This window comes from Paenibacillus sp. FSL R10-2199, from assembly GCF_038000235.1.
Classification (GTDB): domain Bacteria; phylum Bacillota; class Bacilli; order Paenibacillales; family Paenibacillaceae; genus Paenibacillus_AQ; species Paenibacillus_AQ phytohabitans.
The window spans coordinates 5,276,283-5,301,041 of sequence record NZ_JBBOBO010000001.1; the positions used below are offsets into that span (position 1 = coordinate 5,276,283).

A 24,759-nucleotide genomic window follows, 5' to 3' on the forward strand; every position below is an offset into this window, starting at 1 on the left:
GTTTGAATTTTACCCTCATGAAGCAAAACTCCGGAGCTCCGGAAATTATGAATTCGATTCTCTTCTGCGAATAACCAATCTCTGTTTTTCATACTCAAACACCACCAATCTCTACCTTGCCCCAGCTATTCCCCACTTCTCAGACCCGCCCGGTACTCGCTCGGCGGCATGCCGGTGTGCTTGCGGAATTGCTTGGAGAAATACAGCGCATCATTGAAGCCCACGGACGAAGCCACCTGCTCAATGGTCAGGGGAGACCCGAGTAGTTGTCTGGCCTTGTCCATCCGCTTTTTGAGCAGAAACTGTTTGGGCGAGAAGCCGGTTCGCTGCTTGAAGGCTTTGGACAGATGCACCCGGTGGTAGCCGAGTGAGGATGCCAGGTGATCAATACTAATCTGCTGGTGGAACTGCAGCGAAATCCAGCGGATAGCCTGGTCAATCTGCCGGTCAATAATCTCGGGCATTTCGGCAGGGTGCAGGGGCAGCGCGCTTAAATTACCCAGCCCGAATTGATGAAGCAGCAGCCGTGCCCAGCCTGAAGCCTCCAGACTCTCCAGCCGCGGGTAAGCAGACTGCTGGAAGGCATGCCGGATACGTTCGTACAAGCTGTGAAGCTCTGTGACATTACCGGAATGCATGAAGGGCTGTTCCCTTGTAATGCCTACAGCCGATAGAAGTTCTTGAACGCCTATCCCCTGTAAGGCTACCCACGCATAATGCCATGGGATATCCCCATCTGCCTGATAACTGAAGAGCGCACCCGGGAAAATAACGAAGGTGTCCCCACTCCTGCACTCGGCAGAGAACGTCCCGCTTTGAAACAGGCCCTCCCCTTCCAGGACAGTATGTATCAAATAAAAATCGTGAACGGAAGGTCCAATTTTATGGCCGGGATAAGGCCTTGCCTCCCCGCTGAACAGGACAGACAGATCCTGCTCCTCAGGTGTAAGATTAATCCCTAAAGTGAAATCATAATGGTCCGGATTCATATGCAACATTCCTCCATATTCATCTTGTCTTTCTCCATAGTCGTGCCTTCGGTTCTATTCTATAGTGATTATAGAAGAAAACAGCGGAAAAAGCTTCTAAACCAACGATTATCATTCGGATTAAGATTCATATTCCCAAATGAATGAAGCGTATTCCGCAACTTACAGGAGGCTAATTTCTAATGTCCAAAATTACATTTATCGGTGCCGGCAGCACGGTTTTTGCCAAAAACGTCCTGGGGGATATCATGGCTACACCTGCCCTGCAGGGGTTCGAGCTTGCCTTGTATGATATTGACCTTCAGCGGCTCAAAGACTCCGAGAATATGCTCACGAATCTGAAGAACAGCGGCGGCAGCACCTGTACCATCATCGCCTATACCGACCGCAAAGAAGCGCTGCGCGGCGCCAAATATGTAATCAATGCCATTCAGGTCGGGGGATATGATCCATGCACCATTACAGATTTTGAAATTCCGAAGAAATACGGCTTGCGTCAGACTATTGCGGACACTGCAGGCATCGGAGGATTATTCCGCAATTTGCGCACGATTCCGGTCATGCTCGATTTCGCTGCGGATATTCGTGAGGTCTGTCCGGATGCGCTGTTCCTGAACTACACGAACCCGATGGCCGTTCTAACGAATGTGATGAACACTTACGGCGGAGTGAATACGGTGGGATTATGCCACAGCGTGCAGCAATGTATCCCCGGATTATTCAGTCACCTCGGGATAGAACAGGAAGGTGTACAGGCGACGATTGCCGGTATCAACCACATGGCCTGGCTGCTCAAGGTTACCAAGGACGGCAAGGACTTGTACCCGGAGATCAAACGCCTCGCTGCAGAGAAGCAGCTTGAGCCTCACGGTGATATGGTCCGCTATGAGATGATGCTGAAATTCGGCTATTACATTACAGAATCCTCCGAGCATAATGCCGAATACCATCCGTATTTCATCAAAAGAAATTATCCCGAGCTGATTGAGCGGTTCCAGATCCCTCTAGACGAATATCCGCGCCGCTGTGTAGAACAGATTAGTCGCTGGGAACAGATGCGTGAGGAGCTGGTGAATAATCAGGAGCTTGCGCATGAACGTTCACATGAATACGCCTCTTATATTCTGGAAGCGATGGAGACTAATGTGCCGTTTAAGATCGGCGGCAACGTTATGAACACAGGACTGATTCCTAATCTGCCCAAAGAAGCCTGTGTCGAGGTCCCTTGTCTGGTTGACCGCAGTGGAGTAACTCCGACCTACGTAGGCGATTTGCCTCCGCAATGTGCCGCACTGAACCGGACGAATATCAATACACAACTGCTAACGATTGAGGCCGCCATGACACGCAAGAAAGAGCATATCTACCACGCAGCCATGCTGGATCCGCATACTTCAGCAGAGCTATCGATGGATGATATCATTAATATGTGTGATGAGCTGATCGCTGCCCACGGTGACTGGCTGCCTGACTATCAATAAAAGGTGAAATTTGTTTTATCGCTATAAGCAAAGAAGCCCCCCTATAGGACGCTATAGGAGAGGCTTCTTTGCTTATGATGAATTTTAGTTCAACGACTCCATTCGCTCAGGTTGTCTGGATTGAAATCTAACTCCTTGCCGCTTTGATTAATCACATATACTCTCTCCGGCGGACTTTCCAGGCTTCTACCCGTAAGTACAAGCTGGCGCCCTCCTTCAATGGGATAATTCCTTATATATAATCCTGAACCGGTATCTTCAAAAGAATATTTGTTCAAATCGCTCCAATCCAATGTGTTGCCCTTTTCCGATAAATCCGTTAATTCATCTAATGAAATATAACCGTCCAGCCCTCCTTCCTGGTTGTTTTGGCATGCTGAACCAATCATTAGAACGAATAAGACAATCATTGATAACTTCAAATATTTAGCTAGTCTCATATACAACCCTCTCCAGAATGCCATTATCCAGCTGGTGATCTATAGGGGTAAATATACCATAATATAGAAGTCAACACTAAGTCTGCAATAACAATCTCCTAGCTCTTAATAATCTCAATAATCTTCCGCTGGGCATCTATCGCTTCGGGGATGGGCATGATCACAAACACATGGTTCATTTTGGGATATACAAAGGTATTGATTTCAATTCCCTGCCCGGTTAGCTTGTCATCCAGTTTCATGGCATCGGGATATAGCCCTTCGTGCGTTCCGATAAAGTGAGTGATTCTTCCGAGGCCTTCAAAGTCCCCGTAGATGGGACTGATTATAGGATCGCTTAAGCTTTTATCATCCGCCCAGATCCTTGTAATGACTTCCATTCCACCCACCGACAGCATCGGGTCCTTCTTTTCATATTCAGGAATAAGCGGGTTAGTAAGCCCCATATCCACACAGGCAGACAATAGAATGATGTCCTTGGGCTGGGGAATATCATTCATTTGGAGCAGATGGGCCAGACCCAGTGAGATGTTTCCGCCTGCTGAATCGCCCATAATCGTCAATTGTTCCGGACTTTGAACGGTTCCCAGAATATCTTTATACAGGTTAAGGAGCTTCGGATAGGTATTCTTATAATTAAAGTTAGGAATTTTAGGATAAATAGGGGCAATTATTTTCGCATTAAGCGACTGTGCCATTCTATCCATGAACATCCAGTGAAAGCTTAAAGGCTGGTTGACCCAAGCACCGCCATGGATATAGAGAATTACTTTTTGCGTCAAGGATTGTTGGTCATTTATTGTAAAAACCTTAATTCCCTCAAACACTTCCTCCGTAATTCCGCTGATGAATTTAACATCAGCAATTATATAGGGTTTACTGTTTTCTAGGCCTACCCGTTTTACAAACTGGGTCGTGTTTTCAATACTTGAAAAGCCTTTTTTTGTGTTTCGTAAAGCTAAATACTTCTCAAACAGAAAACTCTTAGTTGAACGTTTTTTTGTATATACTTGTACACTCATCGTTCCCCCTCCTGTCATGCTGAATGATTACTGTATTTGCATTATAAGGGTTGATGTATACTTCAAGGTCAAGAAAAATTCTATTTGGATTCGACATTAGCAAAATCCTAAGAATAATTAAACATAACGTTGATTCCATGCGCAAAAAAGGCGACAGCCTAATGAATCCGTTATCGCCTTTTTGAATTGGGCAGAGCGGAGATCCAGTGCTGGAGTTGACTTTTAATCATGGCGAATAGTTTCTTGCCGAGTTGATTGGCGATTTCGTTCATCAATTCCACCAGTTGTTGTAAAGCAAGGGCCCAGTCCAAAGTGCCGACTTCATCACAAAGCAAATAAAACAGTCCGCCGAGCGTCCGTTGATCGGTACTTTGCCGATGCTGCCAGACCAGCAGAATATAGCGGGAAAAGACAATCGTTGTATGGCTAATTAGCAAACCGTAGGAGCGACCTTGAAACTCTTTTGCAGACGTAACAAGGATTTAGCGCATTTAAAAAAGACTTCGATGTCCCAGTGAAGAGCGTAGATTTTAATCATTTCCGGTGCCGTTAGCGTCAGATCCGTCGATAGAATAGCTAGCCACTCGTTTTTTACCATACCAATGATATGAAGATCTCAGTCTACAATCCGCCCGATTAGGGGGTATGCGTGAACCAGATATCCATAAGTTCGTAAGCTGCAGAAACCCCGGAATCGATGGCCCGATCCAGCAGTTCGGAAACCAGATGTGGGGCAGAAAGTAATGCTTCCTTCCGGCGTTTGTACCCGCAGGAGCACTTGTCGATTCCCGGATTCATGCCGGTAAGTCCGGCCTTTATGGAACTCAGCAAAGCGAAGTCCAAAGGGAGAAACGTATGGCCGTCCGACCAGCCCAAAGTCAGCATACGAAACCCTTTATAGTAAGCACCCGTCGCGTGATCCTTGAAACGAGCCAACAATTCTACAGTTTTGCTCCGATTTCGTTCAAACATGGAATCGTCCACAATGAACACGGAGGTTCTCGTGACGGAAGTCAGGGTTTCGACCCGCTACACAGTGTCACTGCTGAGCGAAGTCAAGAAGCGCCGCCAAGCGAAGCCGCTATGATTGAGAAACCGATAGACCGTATCTTTGCCAGGAAAGATTTCACCTTTGGCACTTTCCAGCAGGCGAAACCAGTTTTTCTGATGGAAGAGTAGCACGAAAACGAGCAGGAACAGATGGGAACAGGTATAGCCGAAAGCCTTTTTGAATCCTGATTTTCTCAGGTGCTTCAGTACACCGAGCTCCTGAAAAGCAGGCCTCATTTCAGGCGGGAGTTGATCTAGAGACAGCTTTTGCTTTATCATGGGTAGGACACATCTTCTGTGGTTTAGTGGAAGCTTCGACACTCTCACTTTACCAAATGAATTAGTGTTTTTCTATGGTGGCAAGACCCTTACTTAAACATGCTCCACCTTAACCCCAGTATGGGGTCAACTCGATTTTGACTCTGCGAAAATTGAGTCAGATAGACTTAAATGTGAAGGTGGTCGAAAATAGCTTGAAGAAAATGTTTAGAACGCTTAGTATACGTTCGCTGCAGCAACTCTTGGCCTAAGCTTGTCTTTATTGACGAATGACTATAGTGCAGTTGATCAAGCCAGACGCTAATGGTCGATGGTAATGTTATGCGGTACATTGATTTTTAATCGAGGATATAACTATCTGAAAAGTAAAAATAAGCAAGCGAATATAATGACATTTACAGGGGCGCTGATTTTGGTCTTTGTTCTTGTTAAATTCCTCTTTTAAGAGCGAGAACAATGTAATCAAGGCCGGCTTGAGTTAATCCACTTTCGGTTGCATAACGGGCTTGGTGAATATGATTTAATACAATAGTAATATCTCTCTGATCCATCCCTAGCTCCTGAAAACGAGATTCTTTTTCTGCTCCAAGCAATTTCAAAATTTGATACACAGGGTCAGCGCTTATCAATCCGTGCAACATCCTTCCTGTAATTTCTATGGGGATAGCATATTCCCACTTTGGCTTTTTGGTGACCATCTGTAATATTCATTATATTCTCTGAAAGTTGCCTAGCACGTACATTCGCTTCCCTTAATAGGATGTTATGAAGTGAAGAATCCTAAGGAGGCTGGTAACGGATGCAGAAGAAGAATCCTAAATTGGTGAAGAAAGTACTGTACTCCACACGGGCGCAGAGACATGTGCATGAATTTGAGGGGAGTACAAAACTGGCTGAAGCAGGTGCAGACCGCCATAACCATCGCTTCGCAGGCGTGACCGGGCAAGCCATCCGGGTAGGAAGCAGTCATGTTCATGAAATTGATCTCAACAAAACTGATTTTCTGAACCATTTTCATAATCTGAAAAAGATTAGAACAGGACCGGCTATTCCAGTGGGGAATGGTAAACATGTACACTTTGTAATGGGCCAAACGACAGTAAACGATGGTCATAGACATCCATTTAATTTTGCGACATTGATTGAATCCCCTCTTGTTTAAATAAAGTAAGACTATATTACCCATGAGAAAGTGTACTCGTTTGAATTCGGTTATATAAAATAGCCTAATAAACCATCTCCAGCCATCAGTCTGTGTGCTTTTGCCCACAAAAAAAGATACTCCATCAAACATATTGTCTGATGGAGTATCTTTTGTGATAGGGCTATTTGCTGAATAAATGTTCAGCATCATCAAGCGCCATGCTTTGGCCAATGGAGGAGTAATCGAGCCATTTTTGTCCATCCAAGAGGTAGACATGATTGTTTTTAACAGCTTTTAGATTTTGCCATACCGGATTCTTCTCCAGCTCTTCGAAGTTCCCCTTAGCTTCTTTACCCGTGCTGATGATTAGGAAATGGCATTTATATTCGAAAGACCAAAGAATGTGGAAAATGCCCGCGTGCCGTAAGACTTTCCCGATGTGTAGAGCGGCAAAAAGTTTGGAAAAGCGAGACTGTTCAGACAGGGAATGTTGTTTTAACATGTTTAATTTTCGATTTTAAACCACGGACCTGAAGCTTGAAGGACAGCCCATAGTTTTTCCGGAAGATCAATGGTATTAATATTGGAAGCCTTGATAGCTGTTTGAATATCTGATTCCTGTCCGCTTTGAACCTTGTCAATCCAATCTGGATCTGTAATTAACGCATGTCCGATCACAGCTAGGTTAAGTCCTTTATCTAATCCTTTTGCAGCATCATCGGGCGTTACCATAGAACCCGCAGCCAGTAGGGAAATCCGGCTATTCACATGTTCAACGATCAACTCAAGATAAGTCCTATCATCTTGGCTATCAACTGGCTTAGAGGATAGAGCATCAGCTAGTGAAGCATGCACATAATCAACTTCTGCTTCAATCAGACGGTCAATCAATACATAAGTATCTTTCATCCTTATACCGCCTTCTTGATGTTCATCAGGAGAAATCCGGTAACCGAGAATAAACGGTTTAACAGCATGCTTTTCAATAACCCTTTTCATTTCCTTAACGATTGCCAGTGGAAAACGAAGGCGGTTCTCAAGTGATCCTCCCCAATCATCCTCACGTCTGTTGAAGTAGGGAGAGAAAAAGTTTTGAACTAAAAATCCGTGTGCACCATGAATTTCAACCCCGTCGAACCCTGCTTCTATCGCTCGTCTTGTTGTTTCTCCAAATGCATGAATGACTTCCCATACTTCATCGTGCGAAAGCTCTCTCGGCATAACGGAAGGAGCAAATCCTGTAGCTTCCGTCTCAACAGCACTTGAACTAACTACATCTCTATTTGGGGTAAGATCCGGGAGTGCTTTGCTGCCTGCGTGAAAAATTTGAAGCACAGCAGCAGCTCCGCCGCTTTTTGCCGCATCCGCCAATCTACGTAAACTTGGAATGAATTTATCGTCATAGGCTGCAAATTCATTCGTAAAACCAATCCCATTAGGCTGAACATGTGTACACCCTGTTATAACCAGACCTACACCTGTTACTCTTCTTCTGTAATAGTTCACTTCACCATCTGAAATTGTGTAATCGTCATTGCTGGCCCAGGTGGTCATAGGCGACATTACTACCCTATTTCTAAGAGAAATCCCATTTTTGAATGTGAAAGATTCGAACAGGCTGTTATATTTTGTGTTCATTTTCTTACCTCTTTCTAATTAGTTCATTTCTAAACTTACCAGTTGATGAGCGGCAACGACATTGTTACAATAACTTCATTAAGTATTCGAGTTACTCGAAGTCAATATCATGGAGGTACGAAATTTTGAATCAGTCATTACATGAACCCAAATATACGATTAAAGATGTAGCAGAAATCACCGGACTTACCAAACATACAATCCGTTACTACGATGACCAACAATTAATTCCTTTCGTTTCAAGAGATGGCAGAAACAACCGTTTATTCTCTGACCATGATCTGGATTGGCTACGAATGGTTCACTCCTTTCGTATTTCAGGATTGCCGATTTCAGAAGTCAAACATTACATTGCTATGTGTTTACAAGGTGATGAGACGATTCCTGACAGGGCTGAGCTTGTTGCAAAGCAAGAAAAAGAACTAGAGGCAAAGATCCATGCGTACAACCTTCAATTAATGCACATTAAAGAAAAGAAGGCTTATTACAATAGTGTCTTGGCTGGCCAATTGAACGACACCTGGAATCCGGTTAACAATAATCCGGAATGCGGTGAGAAATATGATATACCGGAACATATCCATTCAGCATCAAAGGCTCATGTTTCACCCTAAAAGTTAGTCTAGGGCTTCGTGTGCACACGAAGTCAATATTTTTCTTCTCACAATATTTCAACATACCCTTCGGTTCCATGCACACGGATGCGTTGCCCGTCCTGGATGAGTCTGGTGGCATTCTCCACTCCGACAACTGCCGGTAAGCCGTATTCCCGTGCGATCACTGCGCCATGGGTCATCAGTCCGCCGACTTCGGTAATTAGGCCTTTGATGGAGACGAACAACGGGGTCCAGCTGGGGTCAGTAAACAAGGTGACCAGAATATCCCCCTCCTCCAGATTAGCCTCTTCCATGTTGAGGATCACACGTGCCCTGCCTTCTACCATTCCGGAAGAAACAGGCAGACCTGCAATAGCCCCAGCCGGGAGATGATCCCGTTTGTATTGGCCGGACAGGATTTCACCGTCAGAGGTAATCACACGCGGGGGAGTGAGCTTGACATATAATTTATAGTCCTCTTTACGCTTATTGATGAGCTGGTAATCGGTTGTATTCGTGCGGACGGCTTCGTGAAGCTCTTCAAAATTGAGGTAGTATATATCTTCTTTGTCGTGGATAACACCTGCTTGAACGAGGCGTCCGGCTTCCTTCAGTAACGCCTGCTTATACACCAGGTAACGGCTAACCATGCCGTATTTAGGATATTCCCGGTAACCGATGAAATTCCGGACCAGGTCAATTCTTACTTTGGTTTCTTCGGCTTTGTGTTCTCCATCCGGTAACTGCTTCAAGCGGTCTAACAGCTCCTGTTCTTTCTCCCAAGCTTCCTGCCGCCCCTGCTCAAATTTCTGTCTGCTGACATCCGGTGCAAAGTTTCTGATGTTGCTAAGAATCATGGGGATCAGTATCGCCGGTTTCTCGCTCCAGCGGGTTCTGGTAATATCGATTTCTCCGGTACAGCGCATTCCGTATTTGCTGAGATAATTATTAAGAGCGTCATACGTTTCTTGCCCGCCCTCTATCTTAATCAGTCCGTCCAGGAAGTCCTCCTCTTGTACTTGCTGCAAATAATCAATGACCTGCGGGTAAGGACGAATCACATCTGCGACATCCATCAGTTCCAGACCCATTTCCGAAGTAATATTGTTCTGCACTGATTGCGAAAGGGTATCAGCCGCGTTAATTTCACCTAACCACTCGTTCATTTTTTCGTTAATCCATGCGGAAGAATCCATTGCGGCCATGAACACTGCCGTACTCTGCGGGTCGAATAGAACCCTCTTCAGTTCCTGGATATCTTCAAGGATGAACTCGAATAGAGCCGAGCCTGATTTCGTCTTGATGTTGTGTTTCAGCTCATCTACCGATGCCGCATTACTCTTGATCAGCTCCGTAACGATGGCCGGATCGCTGCCGGCAGGTGTTTGATCGCCAACGGGCGGCTTACCTGGATTGCTTTTGCCGGACTGCGCGGCCGCTTCAGCTTGCGGTGAGATGGGTATGAAATCTCCCCGCTCCACGATAGTCATAAGCGCGTCTTTGACGAGCGGATCGGATTTCCCCAAGGTATCAATGATCATCATTCTGGCGGGCGAAGCCAAATAGGAGGTGACATCGACAAACAGTCTTCCGCCGGCTATACGCATGGGAGCAGGAGTTATTAACAGGTGAAAAGACAGGCCCAGCGGCTTCATAGCATCTGTCATCATTTGCCCATGACCCACAGATACATAAGCGCGGTTCTCTTGATCACTGGCTTCAGGGATCGGGAATAGCGTGGTGATGGGCCGGCTCTGCACAATATAGAAGGTATCATCAGCCAGACACCATTCAATATCCTGGGGTGAGCCAAAATAAGTCTCGATTTGTCTGCCGATATGTGCGAGCTGCAAAATCTGCATTTCAGTAAGCGTCTGCGCTTGTTGCTGGCCGGAATCAAGCTGCCGGGTTTCAGTACCGCCTTGCGGCAGTCCGTAAATAGCCAGTTTTTTGGCTGCAATCCGCTTATCGACGATCTCCCCGTCTTTCACCTTATAACAATCGGGAGACACCAGGCCTGAGACCAATGCTTCTCCAAGTCCAAAGCTGGCGTCGATGGACAGCAGCTTACGGTTATTTGTTACCGGATCAGCGGTAAACAGAATGCCCGAAGCCTGCGGGAAGACCATTCTTTGAACGATAACTGACAAATAGACCTGAGTGTGGTCAAAACCATTCTGCAGCCGGTAGATTACCGCGCGGTCCGTGAATAGTGAGGCCCAACATTTGCTGATATGCTGGAGGATGGCATCAACGCCGATAATATTTAAGTAGGTGTCTTGCTGGCCGGCAAAAGAGGCATGCGGCAGATCCTCAGCAGTCGCACTGGAACGTACCGCGTAAGCCTGTTCACTCCCCAGCCGGGAGAGAACCTGTGTAACTGCTGTTACAACCCCGGACGGAATTTCTGCTTCCGTAATCATCCGGCGGATCTCCCTGCTGATTTCTCTAATCTGCTCCCGGTTGTCCGCTCGCAGTGTGGTTAGCCGATTCAGTAGAACATGATAGGTTTCGTTATGCACGATTGCTTCCTGATAAGCTGCGGTTGTAACACAGAAGCCTTCGGGGACTTGGATGCCTTCTATTCCTGATAACATCCCCAGATTTAACCCTTTGCCGCCAACCAGCAGCAGCTGCGTATTATCCATTTCCTCAAAACCCAGAACCAAAGCATCCATTCCATATCTCCCCTAACTATTGAGTTGAAAAAAAATTTGACAAGAAATTTCCGGCATGTTATATTAAATATATAAGATGCATTAACTTTGTTATTTCAAATAAAAACAGTTGTGAAGTGATTATATCATCCTGTATGTATATATGCAATATGAAGAACCTGAGCTGCTGCTCAGGTTCTTTTTTTTGACGTATGGGAAGTTATATTGAAGCGGACTGAGATTCCGCGAATAACGCCTGATTAACACAAATAAAGGAATCTGAGTCCTCCTCTATTCGTCTATTCGTTACGCCCGTAGTAGAGCTTCAGGTTTGTCACATCCACCAGATACAGGATATCGATACCTTTGGGACTGCGGTCAACCGCCAGCCGCTCGACCGGGATACCCGGCGCAAGCGATGTTTCGGTCCAGCCTGCGCCCGTATTTACGGCCATGAATGCACGATCGCTGCCGCTGCTTTTCACGTAATAGATTCTTGCGGCATTGCCTGCCCAGGTCACATCAATCGCGGCTGTAGTCGGAGCTGCATTATAGACCGTCTGCAGCACCCATCCCCCTGTGCCATAAGTGGCCTGCTTAACCGAGAAGCTCGTAGCGCCTTCTTCACGATAGCGGTACGCAATAACCGGGCGGCCGAGAGTATCGAGCGTCATCTTGGCGCTCTGAACGCCCGGTCCGCCGGGATCGCTGCCGCTCTGTACATAGGCTTCACCAGGAGCCATAGGCTGTACAATATCTGCGGTAGTCAGTGAGACCGGAGCTGACACAGGCGTTCCGTCTGCTTTGGAGAATCCCCCCGTGGAAGGACTATATTTCAGATAAGACAGCTGGTGGCGCAGCGGGCTGGCAGCGAAATACGCCCACTCGAACAAGATATGAAGATCTCCCCTGGCATCAAAGACCAGATCGTCAGGGTAGACAGACCGGTTAAGGTGCGCGGCAATCACCTTGACCTGGCTCCACACAGATTCGGTATTATTCCAGCGGAACAGAACGGCCTCTCTTTTGCCTGCCTGATCTTTGTCAGCACGCACCATCAGATACAAATCCCCGTTCGGGGCTGTCGCCAATACCGGATAGGTTACCGTCATGCCTTGAGGCAGCTCATCGGAGTGATTCTGCGGAATCCCTCCTACCGTATCCGAGCGGAAGTACTGCCACGGATTGCTGTGCATGGAGGCAAATACGTGAAACCGGCCGCTCCCGTCTCTGGCCATCGACGGCTGATTATGCCCCAGATCGTCGAGATACTCTGCAGGTGCGGTACCGTTCATGAGCGGCAGCTTGCTCCAGATCCCATCGTTATCCCGTCTGGCAATGGCTACGGTATGTTTACCGGCAATAGCTCCCGGTGCATTATAGGCCATGTACGCATACTCATAACCCAGTCCATACGTGGCAAGGGGAGACCACCATCCGGCCTGATTGCTGGAATCCATCGGAAATGGAACCTCTTCCAACACAGCGGCTGCGCTACCTGTTCCTGCTGGCAGCATCAGCATCAGCACTGTCATCATGAGTCCGAGCTTCCATTGTTTAATTTTCTTCAACCCTTCCGCCTCCTTCAGATAAATGCTTCTTACAAAGTGCAGTATTCATTCAATCATCCATCCACTAATGTAAACGCATTCAATTTTGTCCGGTGTACCTCCTTCCTAGGATCTTTCAAGTATTTCTGACCAAGAATAGCACGCGGAAGCGGGATTTGTTACTGTACTTTTGCAAGATTACTGTGTACGAGGATAGAAAATTCAACATGACAAAATCACCCTATCGGGTGAATCAAGCTGGAGCTTAAGCGCCTTTGCACCTGATGCAGATTCAAAGGTTACCATACATTACTCCATTCAGACATGAGCAGCATCCAGTGATATAATCTTCTTCCTTCCGGGAAAACACAATGTATTCGGTTTTTCGCATACATATGGTCCGGTTACCTCCACGCATGCACAATGTGTTCGATTTTTCGCATACATTTGGTCCAGTTACCTCCATGGATGCACATTGTATTCGATTTTTCGCATACATTTGGTCCAGTTACCTCCACGCAAGCACAATCTGTTCGATTTTTCGCATACATTGTCCCTCCTTTGGCCCGACTTCCGGGGATTCAGCGGGATTCCGGATACAATAACACATTCGTCCTTTTGCCAGATCTGCTCTGCTCCGAATTCCAAAGTAACCGATTGTCCACAGCTCACGCGTAGCATCATTTCCTATGCAATAAAAAAGGAAAGTCCGCGACCCGGACTTTCCTGAATGTGAAGCTTAAGCATCTGCCAGGCTATCAGCCTGACCGGTCTATTTCCGTACCGTGACGATCATCTTCGGCGTTCTGGTTTCACCCGCCGGGTTGCGTAACACCACCTCGTATTCATAGGTCCCCGGAGCTTTGCCGGAAATTGCAGTGACTGCCGATTGTGCACCTGGTGTCTGTGCCTGCAGGGTTTGGGTATCTACCAGAATTCCATTCTCATAGAGATCATATCCGGTAGCATTCGTACCCCACCACAGATTCATACTTACATTATAGCTGCCGTCCCCGTCCCAGTTGTCGTTAGACAATACGGCTTGCCCTGGAGAGGCATCCGTGACTGTTACACTCAGCGGGGCACTCTTCGTTGTACCGTATGAATTGCTCAGTTCACCTGTATAGATATACGTACCATTCCGTTTGCCGGTAATATCGATCTGTACAGACTGGGCGGAAGGGGACTGGTCTGCCAGAGACACTTCTTGGATCAGCTCACCGTTCTCATACAGCTTGAACTTTGTGCCGTTGTTACCCCACCAGAGATTCATGGTGATGGTGTAATCTCCGTCTCTCAGCCCAGTATCATGGCCGTTGTTGTCGGACAATACAGGAGTGCCGGGGGCACTGTCCGCAAGTGGTGTGCCCTGGCTGATCCATGCGGCCCACTTACCCAGTACATCTGCCTGTTCCGCTGTAAATACCGTATTCCTGCCGGCATTGACATCATTGCCATAGGATGCGAGCAGCTGTCGTGCCTTCGCACCTTCATGTGCACCCGCTGCTAGTTCTGCCAGCTGCAGTTTGCCTCCCAGCTGTTCGGCAAGTGCCCCGGCGTTCGGATCATCCGAAGCCGCTGCGAAGGTACGTGTCAGCTCAGCCAAACTTGCAAAGGTAGCCGAAATGCCGAAACTGTAATCCACACTCGTTTCCCGGCCCGCCAAGTCGGAGACCGTAGCTGTTACCTCATGCAAGCCAGGCTCCAGCGTATAAGCAGGAGCGTTCAACAGCACGCCGCTTGGTTCTGCTACACCGGACACGGTATCGGAAGCTGTATATATAATCTCTACCTGCTGGTCAATCGTGTATTCTGTCTGGCCCTGAATATCGATGACCGGAGGGGCGAGATCCACAGGTACTGCAAGTGTCTGTTCAGCCTCCTTATTGTCGTTCAGGTCAACGCTCCAGTAAGTGACGGTGTGTTTGCCCTCATCACTTATCGTCAGCTTCGTGCCGGTCTGGATCTCCCCGCCGTCGATTTGATAGTAAGTCGAATCGACTCCGGAAGCTTCATCCGTTGCGGTAAACGTTACTTCTACCGCTGAAGTATACCAGTTATTCTGCAACTCTCCTGCCATAGCCGCAGTAGTATGCGGCGCTGTCTGGTCCGAAGGTTCTTCTTCAAGGGTAACCAGACTAGAGAGCGGAATGTCCAGCTTTTGCACGAGCTTAGCTACCATCCCGGATACCTTTACCGCACCGTTCATCTGAAGATGTGTGTTGTCCTCGGTTGTACCCACCCACATAAATATGGATTTGGTACCTTCCGGCCCAAGCTCCTGGAAATATTCCCAGCTGGCTTGATTCAGATCAATCAGCAGGGCTCCAGTCTCCTGTGCCGTTTCTTTCATCGCCTGCACATATTCCGGGAAGCTCTTGTTCAATACTTCTCCGGTGAAATCGCGCCGGTTCACCGGCGTGACCAGCACCGGAATTGCGCCTCTCTGCACAGTACCGTTAATGTAATCTTTCAGATACACCTTGAACTGCTCCGGTGTAAGATAACGTTCCGGCCGGGACGGTGTGGAATCATTATGCGACCACTGCATGAACAGATAGTCACCTTCATGAATACCCAGCAGAATGTCGTTAAGATATCCGCCAACCAGGAAGGTCTTACTGCTTAAACCGCTGACAGCACGGTTGTCAATACGAATCTGCTCCAGATCGAAATAACCGCCTAGCGTCTCACCCCATCCAGCCTGCGGGCGATAGCTTTCTGCATAATTGGCGACCGTGGAATCGCTTGCCAGATAGAGGGTCGGCTGGTCAGCTACGCCGGTCTCCGGCAGGCGCTCGATCTTCAGCGCATTGATCTTCGGCGAATTGCCGGAGAACGTAAAGTCAAAGACACCGTCAATCAGGGCAATATCATAGGTTACTTCGGTAAACTGGCCCTTGGCTACGGTTGTAACCGGAACTTTGGTCATCTGTTCGACAACCACAGCAGCGTTAGTCGCTTCCTCTGCATCGCCAATGGTCATGGTTACACGGTAATTAGCCGGCTTCATTTCCACCAGGAAGCTGCTGCCGTTCATGCGGATGAAATCCTCTGTCAGCGCATTTCCGGTTTCGCGGTTCTCATCCTGTACCAGCGCGGTATCCGTAAAGCCGTAGCCATTCCCTTCAATATAAGCTCTTTTGGAATCTACTCTGGTGTAGCCTTGTTCAGCGCTTCCGGAGCCGAAATCAAATTTGTATACGCTGATATCACCAGCCGGGCTACTGGTCAGTGATTCCCTCGCGACTGTCAGCAGGTTCACTGCATGGTCGACTTGAGCCTGTGTGGCATCTGTACGCAGCACTGCTTCCACAGACGCCAACGCTTTATTCAGCACTGCTACGGATGCGTCCGTATAGGCTGACAGATCCAAGGCTTTCACTTCTTGATGCAGCGCAATCAATGCCGCCTGATCGCCTGCAACCGGTGGAAGCATCTTGCCTTCGAGCTTCACATTATCGATCTGCGTGGTCCAGCTCAGCGTGCCGCCGCCTCCCTTTCTCGTTCCCAGGAACCGGAATCCCCTTACGTTATTGGCATAAACGCCGGGACTCATCGGGATATCCTTGATCGTCTGAGTGACAGTGGGGTCAGCCAGACTCGTCAATGTCAGATCAATCTTCTTCTCGGCAAAATTAATCTTCACATTGGCATTGACCCACTGGTTCTTCAGAATGTCCGTCGTAATTCCGCCATCCGGAACAGCTGTGGTGCCGGTTCCGTAGTCAGGTGTGTACGGGCCCACAAAATAATGGATTTTTGTACCGGGACTGGTTGTTCCTGTTTTTGTTAACAGTGTGAGAATGATATTCTCGTTTGCATCCTGCAAGGTCAGATGTCCTTCTGACGGGGTAGCACCTACGTTGCCGGAATGCCAGTTGAAATTAACATTAACGATGTCCCCGTTCACCGCATCGAACAACCGGAACACTTTCGCGCGATTCCCGGAGCCGGAACCGGTAACCGACATCACCTTGTTTCCGCTTTGCTCGGTGACCGTGCCTGTCATTGTCCCGGCTATACCCGTGGCATTCACCATTGAATATTGAGCGGCCGCCGGATCACCCTCAAAGTTCTCCTCATAGACCTGAACCTCCGGTTCTGGCTCCGGTTCCGTAATATCCGGATCGATGACTAAGGGTGATATGCTGAGTCCCATATCTTTCACTGCTCCCGCTACCAGACCGGCAATAACCTGCGCACCGTAGCTGCTGAAATGCGTATTATCGCCGACGCCGTTCGGGTACTTCGGATATTCGCCGGGATTAGCGTACAGGAAGATTTTCTCCGTAGCCGCCAGGCCGATACGATTGTAATCCGCAATGCTTAACTGGCTCAAATCGATCAGCGGTACATTCAGCTCTACTGCTACTTCTTTGGCCGCCTTCACATATTCGGGGAAACTTACGTTAAATTCCTGAGTGACTGTATTGAAGTCTCTTCGTCCTACCGGCGTGAGCAGGACAGGGGTCGCACCGCGCTGCTTGGCTCCGTTCACATAACGGGCCAGGTAGGTTTTATAATCCGCCGGGGAGGCATAGCGGTCAGGAATTCCTATGCTGGCATCGTTATGTCCGAAAGAAATGAAGAAGAAGTCTCCCGGTTTGATCCGCTGCAATATCGTATCGAGACGGCCGTCAACCATGAATGATTTGCTGCTTCTGCCGCCGATCGAATCGTTCTTGACCACCGCACCATTCGCAAAATACCGTCCGAATTGCTGGCCCCACCCTTCCTGGGGAGCCTGTGCACTGCTATAAGACTGCATCGTGGAATCGCCGGCCATATAGATCGTCTTTGCAGCTCCCTGCGTCTTCTCCGGGTACTTCTCGATAATAATCTCCTGCACGTCAATGGCTGTGCCGGAGAAAATGAGCTCCAGCTGACCGTCTACCACCGCAATATCATACGAGTAGACCAGAGGTGCTCCCGCGCTTACACCAGTGACGGCCAGCTTTTGAACAAATTCAGAATTGACGCCGATATTGGAATCCCGGGCATCAGCACCAAGCTTGAGCGTTACCTTGTAATTGGCACTCGGCAGGTCAACAGCAAACTTTGTGTTGTCCGGAAGCGAAACATGATTTGCGTCCAGAGTAATTCCGCTTGTACTCTCAAAGCCGTATCCGGTTGCCTCTGTGTAAGGTGTATCCTGAACTGCTGTTGCTCCGGCAGCCGGGTCCGTGCCGAAATCAAAGTAATAAACCTGCTGAGGTGTTTCTTGTGCTCCGGTTAGAGTGACATTCGCTTTAGGGAATTCGGTCGCTTCCGCTCCGAGATAGAATCCGGTGTGCGGCGGCTGGTTGTAGGCGACATTCTGCCAGGCTATCCCTAAACGGTATACGGGATCCTGCATCAGCGCAGGAATCTTGTAGCTTGTGGGAATCGTTGTTGTATAGAGTCTGTACTCCGAGCTGTCTTCGCTGCGCAGCAGCAGCTCTTCACGCCAGTCACCCAGGATATCCGCCTGAAGGGCAGGGTTGCCTTTAGTATGATTATTGGTCAAGGTACCGGTTGCCCGGAAAATCTCCTTCAGTTGCTTATTCTCATAATCCCACTTGTAAACGAGCGGAATGCCTTTCGCTGTAGTGTTATTCCATTCATGGTCGAACAGCTCCCGCTGAAGATCCCCGTCCCACCAGATCGCAAAGTTGGCGCTTCGCGGCACTTCATTCTGTTCATAAATAACCTCTCCATTAGCCGCATATCCGCGGGATAAAGGGTCCATCTGACCATCGACAATCGTGGCTGCCCATGATTCATATCCCGGGTAGTTCGGATCAATATCCGCAGACATTCCGCGTCCGGTATCCTTACCGGTATACTGGCCCCAGATAATCTCACCTGTTGCAGCATCACGCATCTCCAGCCCGTATTCAGCGTTCGTATGCTCATGCACACTCACGATCTGGTAACCTTCCCGGCCCGGATCGAGCTTGCCGGCATGCATCGCATCGCCATGGCCGAGTCCGGTGCTATAGATTAGGGTTCCATCATCGTCAATCGCCAGGGATCCGTACATGATTTCGTCTTTACCGTCACTGTCAACATCAAGCACGCTTAGATTGTGATTTCCTTGTCCTTCATATTGCGATCCGGCTTCATTGGTATCAAAGTTCCAGCGCTTCACCAGCTCGCCGCCAACATAGTCGTAAGCTGTGAGAGTCGTTCGTGTATAGTAGCCGCGGGCCATGACTACGCTTGGCTTCACGCCATCCAGATAGGCAATCCCCGCCAGGAAGCGGTCTACGCGGTTGCCGTATCCGTCCCCCCACGCACTTACCTCTCCTCTTGGAGGGTCGTAATTCACGGTGGATACGGCTGCTCCGGTCTGACCGTCAAACAGCGTCAGATATTCTGCTCCGGAGAGGATATATCCGCTCTCATTGCGGTAATCCTTCGTGCCGTCACCGATAACTGTGCCTTGGCCGTCCTTCGTGCCGTCCGCTGTTTTGACGACGACTTCAGCTTTGCCGTTGTCGTCCAGATCATACACCATCAGCTGTGTGTAATGGGCTCCTGCGCGAATGTTAACACCCAGGTCGATTCTCCATAGCTTCGTACCGTCCATTTCAATCGCATCGATATAGACGTTGCCGGTATACCCTGCCTGTGAATTGTCCTTGGAATTGCTCGGGCTCCACAAGAAAACGATTTCATAATCACCGTCGCCATCCAAATCTCCTACAGAAGCATCTCCGGCGTAGTAGGAATAGGTGCCTCCGTCTTTGGTACGGCCGTCAGCCGGTTTATCCAGCGGGATGGGCATATAACCGTTGTGCAGCACCGGTACGGTCTCCGCCTGCATCTCTTCCTTACCGGCAATGACGGTAGAAATCTGATACTGGGAACTGTCTGCGCCTGTGGCGTCCACGTAATTGGTGGAGCCGCTGATCGGAGCTGAGTTTACTTTATATCCGTTTTTATATACATTGAAAGCGATTTCATCTGAATCCGTATTCAAGTACCTCCAGCTCAAGTAGACACCGTTATCAACCAGGACCGCTACTAACCCCCGGTTCAGATATTCTGCCTGACGTGCGGGAAGGCTGCCCGTTGATTCTGCATGTACCGGAGATGCCGGAATGGCAAGCGGGAGAACCAGTAGTAATGATAATAAGAATGCGAACACTGATTTTTTGACGAAAATTACTTTTTTGCCCATGTACTTAACTCCTCCTATTATTCTAAACTCATTTAGAAGTCGGGGGAAACTTGTACGTTCACATCATAGTTGTCATTTAACACACCTGCTGCAGTCCTCTTAATCTCAATATGCTATACCCGCTCAGCCAGAGGTTATCATCCCCTTTCATTAGGTCCCACCAAATATGCACAAGTGTATCAAATAATGGGATTCAATTCTGCTCAAAAAAAAGCACTTTCAACCCAGAATCGACTATTTTAAAATATAAGGATTTATATAGTTCACGTTATAAATCATTCTTACAGGCACAAAAAAAGAAATCCCGATAGGCAACCGCCTACCGAGATTTCTGAAATGTTATTACCTATCCTTGTACCCCTCTGACAGCTCCTTCATCAATCCATATACAACTCAACCAGCTTATAACAGCGGTCACGGGTAACACTGGCCAGCGTGATGGCATACTCCAGTCCCTCCGCTGTCCCTCCTTCGTATTTGGCTGCCTCCTTGGCCGCCGTCTCATCGCGGAGTGTAATCCAGTTCCGCTGTTCCTCTTTCAGCTTAGCCATTTCTGCTTCGGGGAGCTGCTGTTTGAGCACCTGGTAGATCTCATTCAGCGCTTTGTCCCACCGTTCGTTCTCCTGAACGGCCGCTGTTGACATTGCAAGCGTTGTGCCTTTATCCGATATAGCCTTCAGGTCTGACAACCCCTCTTCAATCTCATCCAGTTTGTCAAAATAGGCCTGACGCGTGGACTCCTCCGGCTCCGGAGTAGCTTCAGCAGTAGTCTCCGGCGAGGGAGCTGCCGTCGTTGTAGCTTCGGGAGTGGGCTGCACAGTAGCAACCGCTGTCGCTGCGGGTGTTATCTCCGGCGCTGCAGAAGTTTCCACCCCGGTCTGCTCAGGAGCCGCTGCATTGCCGTTGCCGGCCTCATTATTGCCGCAGCCGCTTAACAGCAGACTGGAGATCAACAGTGTCGTTATTATTGCTTTTTTCATAAGTCCTCATCCTGTCGGTTTGGTATAGTAGTTAGCATACTTCACAGATCCGGCTGGAATCAACTGCCTCTAGACTTATTACCTGTAACTGCCACTTACTAATCATTACCGGGCCAACCTAGCAAAAAGAAGATTTCGCCGATGATAAACTGCCGACAAAGAACATCATTCAACACAAAAAGCTGCCCTGATCCTAATTGTTCAGAATCATGGCAGCTTAAGTTCAACTACACTATGTCATTAAATATTCTCTGCTCACCTTAAGGTCTGATCAGTACTTTAAGGGCTTCCCTGTTGTCCATCGCGCGGTAACCTTCCGGAACCCCGTCCAAATCAACGGTTACGTCGAAGACACGTCCAGGTTCAAGGGTACCGTCAAGTATATCCGGCAACAATTCTTCCATGTATGCACGAGTGGGTGCCGGCCCGCCGGTAAGCGTAATATTGCGTCCGAACAAGCTGGCAAAACCGACAGGAGCCTCCTCATACTGCGGAACACCTACACGGCTGATCACGCCTCCGGCCCGGACCGCTCCAATACTCATCTCGTAAGCAGGCATCAGCCCGACGCATTCCAGAACAACATGTGTCCCTTCCCCGTTCGTCAGCGCCCGTACTCTTGCAACGCCTTCTTCTCCGCGTTCTGGAACAACATCTGTGGCTCCGAATTCTATTCCGAGGTCTGTCCGCACTTTGTGACGGCCCATCAGAATGATCTGCTTGGCTCCCAGCTTCTTCGCCGACAGAACGGCCAGCAGTCCCACAGCGCCATCACCGATTACGGTTACCGTCGTATTCTCATTCACGCGTCCCATCACCGCCGCATGATAGCCGGTACCGTATACGTCAGACAAGGTCAGCAGAGACGGCAATAAAGGAGAGTCATCCTTAATTTCATCCGGCAGCTTGAACATGCTTCCCTGTGCTTGCGGCACCCGGACATATTCTGCCTGACAGCCGGTCATGAAGCTTCCATGCACACAGGAGGTCATCAGTCCTTCCAGACAGAAGGGACAGGTGTTATCTCCGACGGCAAATGGCACAATAACCAAATCGCCTTGTTTGAAGCCGGAAACCTCCGAACCCATTTCCTGAATACGTCCAATCACTTCATGCCCCATGGCATCACCTTCGCCATGCTCATGGGCATGCATGCTGTGATAAGGATGCAGGTCGCTTCCGCAAATACAGGCGGCCACTACCTTAATAATCGCATCCGTTGGTAGTTTCAATTCCGGAAGGGGCAGCTCTTCTACGCGTACATCACCGGCAGCGTACATAATATTTGCTTTCATTTCTAAGTTCCACCTTTTCACTTAAATTATCCGCCCTATTGTAATTACTGGGCTCCAACTACGTTGTGCGGAACATACAGCTCTTCAAGGAAATTAATCTCCTCAGCTGTTAATTTCACCTGCAGTGCACCGGCAGCATCTTCGAGCTGCGACAGCTTCGTTGCGCCTATAATTGGGGCAGCTACAGATTCTTTCTGCAGCAGCCAGGCTAGTGCGATATGGATGCGCGGTACACCGCGCTCTTCGGCCAGAGACGCCACACGCTGAACGATCAGACGGTCAGCATCAGCTGTAGAGTCGTATTTCCATTTCTGGACATGGTCGGTCTCGGACCGGTGAGTGCTTTCAGACCAGTCGCGGATCAGTCTGCCTGAAGCCAGGGGGCTGTAAGGAGTGACCGCAATTTTCTGATCCGCGCAGAGCGGCATCATCTCCCTTTCCTCTTCACGGTAGATGAGATTCAGGTGATTCTGCATCGAGACGAACCTTGTCCAGCCATTCTTCTCGGCCACATGCTGGGCCTTTTGGAACTGCCAGGCGAACATTGCCGATGCGCCGATATACCGGGCTTTTCCGGCCTTCACTACATCATGCATAGCTTCCATCGTTTCTTCAATCGGCGTGTTGTAATCCCAGCGGTGAATGATGTAGAGATCTACATAATCCGTTCCCAGCCGCTTTAAGCTTTTATCGATTTCACTCATGATGGATTTCCGGGACAACCCTGCACCATTCGGACCTTCATGCATACGTCCCCAGACCTTCGTAGCGAGAACCAGTTCATCCCGGTTCGCATATTCCTTCAGCGCGCGTCCGGTAATCTCTTCACTTGTTCCATTCGCGTAAACGTTCGCTGTATCAAAAAAGTTGATCCCGAGCTCCAGGGCTCTTTTGATAATCGGCCGGCTGTGCTCTTCATCCAGAACCCACTGATGGCCTCCCGGCAGCACCTCACCAAAGCTCATACAACCCAGACAAATCCGCGACACATCCATCCCTGTATTTCCGAACTTAATATATTCCATAGCCAAACCCTCCGTTTCCTATAATTATCTATTTCAATTCAGCATACCATTCTTCATGAACAGCTTCGAACCAGTCTGTTGGTCCCGGGGTCATAGCCAGATGTACAAACCAGCTGTCCTTGGTTGCACCATGCCAATGTCTCACGTTAGCCGGGATGTTAACTACATCACCTGTCTGGAGAAGCCGGGCCGGTTGGCCTTCTTCCTGATACCAGCCGTTGCCGCCGGTAACTAGCAGAACTTGTCCGGCCTGATGTGCGTGCCAGTTATTGCGGGCGCCTGGAGCAAAGGTCACATTACCGATTGCCGTATTCAGCGGTGCCGGATCTGTAAATATCATCTGCAGGTAAGCATCGCCTGTGAAATTAGCTTCAACCTTGTTGCCTAGCGGGAAAATGGTGCTGCTGCTAAGGTGTTCATTTTCCATCGTAGATTCCTTCTTTCATTTATTATGATTGTGACAACTTACGTTAATGTACTCACGTCTATTATTATAACAACCTTCAGTAACTTTCCAATTGTTGATTTCGCCGTTTTTGTACAATACTGAAACGAATGCAGGAATTTGTTCAGTATCGTAAGAATTCGTTTGATAAAATAATATACAATTGTTTATAATTATAACCAAGTATAAATATTAGAAAGCCCGGTGAATGATATGACCAAGATCGACAGGAGAATCCTTAAAACCCAGGAAGCCTTAAAGGCTGCAATCATTGACCTGATGAAGGAAAAGAGTTTCGACGATATTACCATTCAGGATCTTTCGGATCGGGCTAACGTCAGCCGCGGAACGATATACCTGCACTACATGGATAAATACGACCTGCTGGATAAACTGATTGAGACTCATATTGACGAGTTACGGGTAAGATGTGCAGCCGCTGCAGATCTGGATTTTGCAACCGGGTCTGTATTGTGGACGGAATATTTCGAGTCCCATTATGCTTTTTTCTCCACGATGCTGGCCAGTAAAGGGGCTCCGTTCTTCCGCAGCCGGTTCATGGAGTTTCTGGTGGATGAGTTCCAGGATGAGGTGGACAACACCAAAGGAAAGAATGAAGGATTAAATCAGGATCTGGTCGTGAATTTTGTGGCCGCCTCGTATGTTGGCGTTGTCGAGTGGTGGTTCATGAACGACAGACCTGTATCTTATCTGGTATTGGCAGATCAGCTGGGAGCCTTGCTGGATAGAATCTGTGAGTAGTAAATAAGTTCAATATTTCGTGGCGCCTCCCTCCCCAATTTCCCCCAATTTCTATTATCCTATAAATAAAAGTGCAGGCGTTAGATCATAAATGCTAAATGATTGCCTAATCCTATCACCAGCAAAACGTATTCAATAAGAGGATTAGGCAATCATATGGCAGGATTGGTCTAACGCTTCTCTTGTGATCTGCAGCATAATAAGTAGGTAACGGACAGCTTGTCCCGATAGAGAGACA

General features: G+C 48.4%; 17 protein-coding genes and 1 pseudogene. 4 read left to right on the top strand and 14 right to left on the bottom strand.

All coding sequences use genetic code 11. From position 1 onward, the window contains the following. Positions 1-125: 125 nt before the first annotated feature. Complete coding sequence (locus NYE33_RS23040) at positions 126-989, bottom strand: helix-turn-helix domain-containing protein (protein ID WP_197074374.1); 864 nt, start codon at positions 987-989, stop codon at positions 126-128. Positions 990-1,171: 182 nt separating this feature from the next. Between NYE33_RS23040 and NYE33_RS23045 the strand changes: the two genes are divergently transcribed. Beyond that, complete coding sequence (locus NYE33_RS23045; protein WP_336100381.1) at positions 1,172-2,470, top strand: alpha-glucosidase/alpha-galactosidase; 1,299 nt, start codon at positions 1,172-1,174, stop codon at positions 2,468-2,470. An 89-nt stretch (positions 2,471-2,559) separates the two neighbouring features. Here NYE33_RS23045 and NYE33_RS23050 read toward each other — a convergent pair whose 3' ends face one another. From NYE33_RS23050 to NYE33_RS23065, 4 genes and pseudogenes are all read right to left on the bottom strand, one after another. Then, the gene (locus NYE33_RS23050; RefSeq protein WP_341067761.1) at positions 2,560-2,910 is read right to left on the bottom strand and encodes a hypothetical protein; all 351 of its coding nucleotides are present in this window, start codon (positions 2,908-2,910) and stop codon (positions 2,560-2,562) included. 98 nt (positions 2,911-3,008) lie between these two features. Further along, the gene (locus NYE33_RS23055) at positions 3,009-3,932 is read right to left on the bottom strand and encodes an alpha/beta hydrolase fold domain-containing protein (RefSeq protein WP_042137362.1); all 924 of its coding nucleotides are present in this window, start codon (positions 3,930-3,932) and stop codon (positions 3,009-3,011) included. Between the two features lie 170 nt (positions 3,933-4,102). After that, positions 4,103-5,261, bottom strand: a pseudogene (locus tag NYE33_RS23060) (IS4 family transposase). A 428-nt stretch (positions 5,262-5,689) separates the two neighbouring features. Next, a complete protein-coding gene (locus NYE33_RS23065) occupies positions 5,690-5,959 on the bottom strand; it encodes a hypothetical protein (RefSeq protein ID WP_341067763.1) in 270 nt (89 codons plus the stop codon). A gap of 101 nt (positions 5,960-6,060) precedes the next feature. Here NYE33_RS23065 and NYE33_RS23070 point away from each other — a divergent pair, with 101 nt between their 5' ends. Further along, complete coding sequence (locus NYE33_RS23070) at positions 6,061-6,423, top strand: YmaF family protein (protein WP_341067765.1); 363 nt, start codon at positions 6,061-6,063, stop codon at positions 6,421-6,423. A gap of 163 nt (positions 6,424-6,586) precedes the next feature. On the opposite strand, the gene NYE33_RS23075 is transcribed toward NYE33_RS23070, so the two are convergent. Together NYE33_RS23075 and NYE33_RS23080 are read right to left on the bottom strand one after the other, a co-directional pair. Further along, positions 6,587-6,907, bottom strand: coding sequence for an ABC transporter substrate-binding protein (locus NYE33_RS23075; protein WP_042137356.1), 321 nt, complete (start codon positions 6,905-6,907; stop codon positions 6,587-6,589). Between the two features lie 2 nt (positions 6,908-6,909). Then, positions 6,910-8,043 carry an NADH-dependent flavin oxidoreductase gene (locus NYE33_RS23080; protein ID WP_042137355.1) on the bottom strand — a complete coding sequence of 378 codons (1,134 nt, stop codon included), beginning with the start codon at positions 8,041-8,043 and terminating at the stop codon, positions 6,910-6,912. Between the two features lie 125 nt (positions 8,044-8,168). On the opposite strand from NYE33_RS23080, the gene NYE33_RS23085 reads away from it, so the two are divergent. Beyond that, positions 8,169-8,657, top strand: coding sequence for a MerR family transcriptional regulator (locus tag NYE33_RS23085; RefSeq protein ID WP_052421872.1), 489 nt, complete (start codon positions 8,169-8,171; stop codon positions 8,655-8,657). Between the two features lie 47 nt (positions 8,658-8,704). Here NYE33_RS23085 and ppsA read toward each other — a convergent pair whose 3' ends face one another. The 7 genes from ppsA to NYE33_RS23120 all read right to left on the bottom strand — a co-directional run bounded on the left by ppsA (position 8,705) and on the right by NYE33_RS23120 (position 23,741). Beyond that, positions 8,705-11,317, bottom strand: a complete 2,613-nt coding sequence (gene ppsA / locus NYE33_RS23090; RefSeq protein ID WP_341067768.1) for a phosphoenolpyruvate synthase — start codon at positions 11,315-11,317, stop codon at positions 8,705-8,707. Positions 11,318-11,595: 278 nt separating this feature from the next. Beyond that, positions 11,596-12,867: a BNR-4 repeat-containing protein gene (locus NYE33_RS23095; RefSeq protein ID WP_341067771.1), complete on the bottom strand. Its 1,272-nt coding sequence runs from the start codon at positions 12,865-12,867 to the stop codon at positions 11,596-11,598. Between the two features lie 751 nt (positions 12,868-13,618). After that, positions 13,619-20,014 carry a rhamnogalacturonan lyase family protein gene (locus NYE33_RS23100; protein ID WP_341067774.1) on the bottom strand — a complete coding sequence of 2,132 codons (6,396 nt, stop codon included), beginning with the start codon at positions 20,012-20,014 and terminating at the stop codon, positions 13,619-13,621. 377 nt (positions 20,015-20,391) lie between these two features. Further along, positions 20,392-20,994, bottom strand: coding sequence for a lysozyme inhibitor LprI family protein (locus tag NYE33_RS23105; protein WP_052421871.1), 603 nt, complete (start codon positions 20,992-20,994; stop codon positions 20,392-20,394). Positions 20,995-21,254: 260 nt separating this feature from the next. After that, on the bottom strand, positions 21,255-22,289 hold the full coding sequence (locus NYE33_RS23110; protein ID WP_340987125.1) for a zinc-binding dehydrogenase: 1,035 nt from the start codon (positions 22,287-22,289) through the stop codon (positions 21,255-21,257). Between the two features lie 44 nt (positions 22,290-22,333). Beyond that, positions 22,334-23,314 carry an aldo/keto reductase gene (locus tag NYE33_RS23115; RefSeq protein ID WP_340945641.1) on the bottom strand — a complete coding sequence of 327 codons (981 nt, stop codon included), beginning with the start codon at positions 23,312-23,314 and terminating at the stop codon, positions 22,334-22,336. Between the two features lie 28 nt (positions 23,315-23,342). Next, the gene (locus NYE33_RS23120) at positions 23,343-23,741 is read right to left on the bottom strand and encodes a cupin domain-containing protein (RefSeq protein ID WP_340945645.1); all 399 of its coding nucleotides are present in this window, start codon (positions 23,739-23,741) and stop codon (positions 23,343-23,345) included. A gap of 231 nt (positions 23,742-23,972) precedes the next feature. On the opposite strand from NYE33_RS23120, the gene NYE33_RS23125 reads away from it, so the two are divergent. Next, on the top strand, positions 23,973-24,521 hold the full coding sequence (locus tag NYE33_RS23125) for a TetR/AcrR family transcriptional regulator (protein ID WP_340945647.1): 549 nt from the start codon (positions 23,973-23,975) through the stop codon (positions 24,519-24,521). The last annotated feature ends 238 nt before the right edge of the window (positions 24,522-24,759 follow it).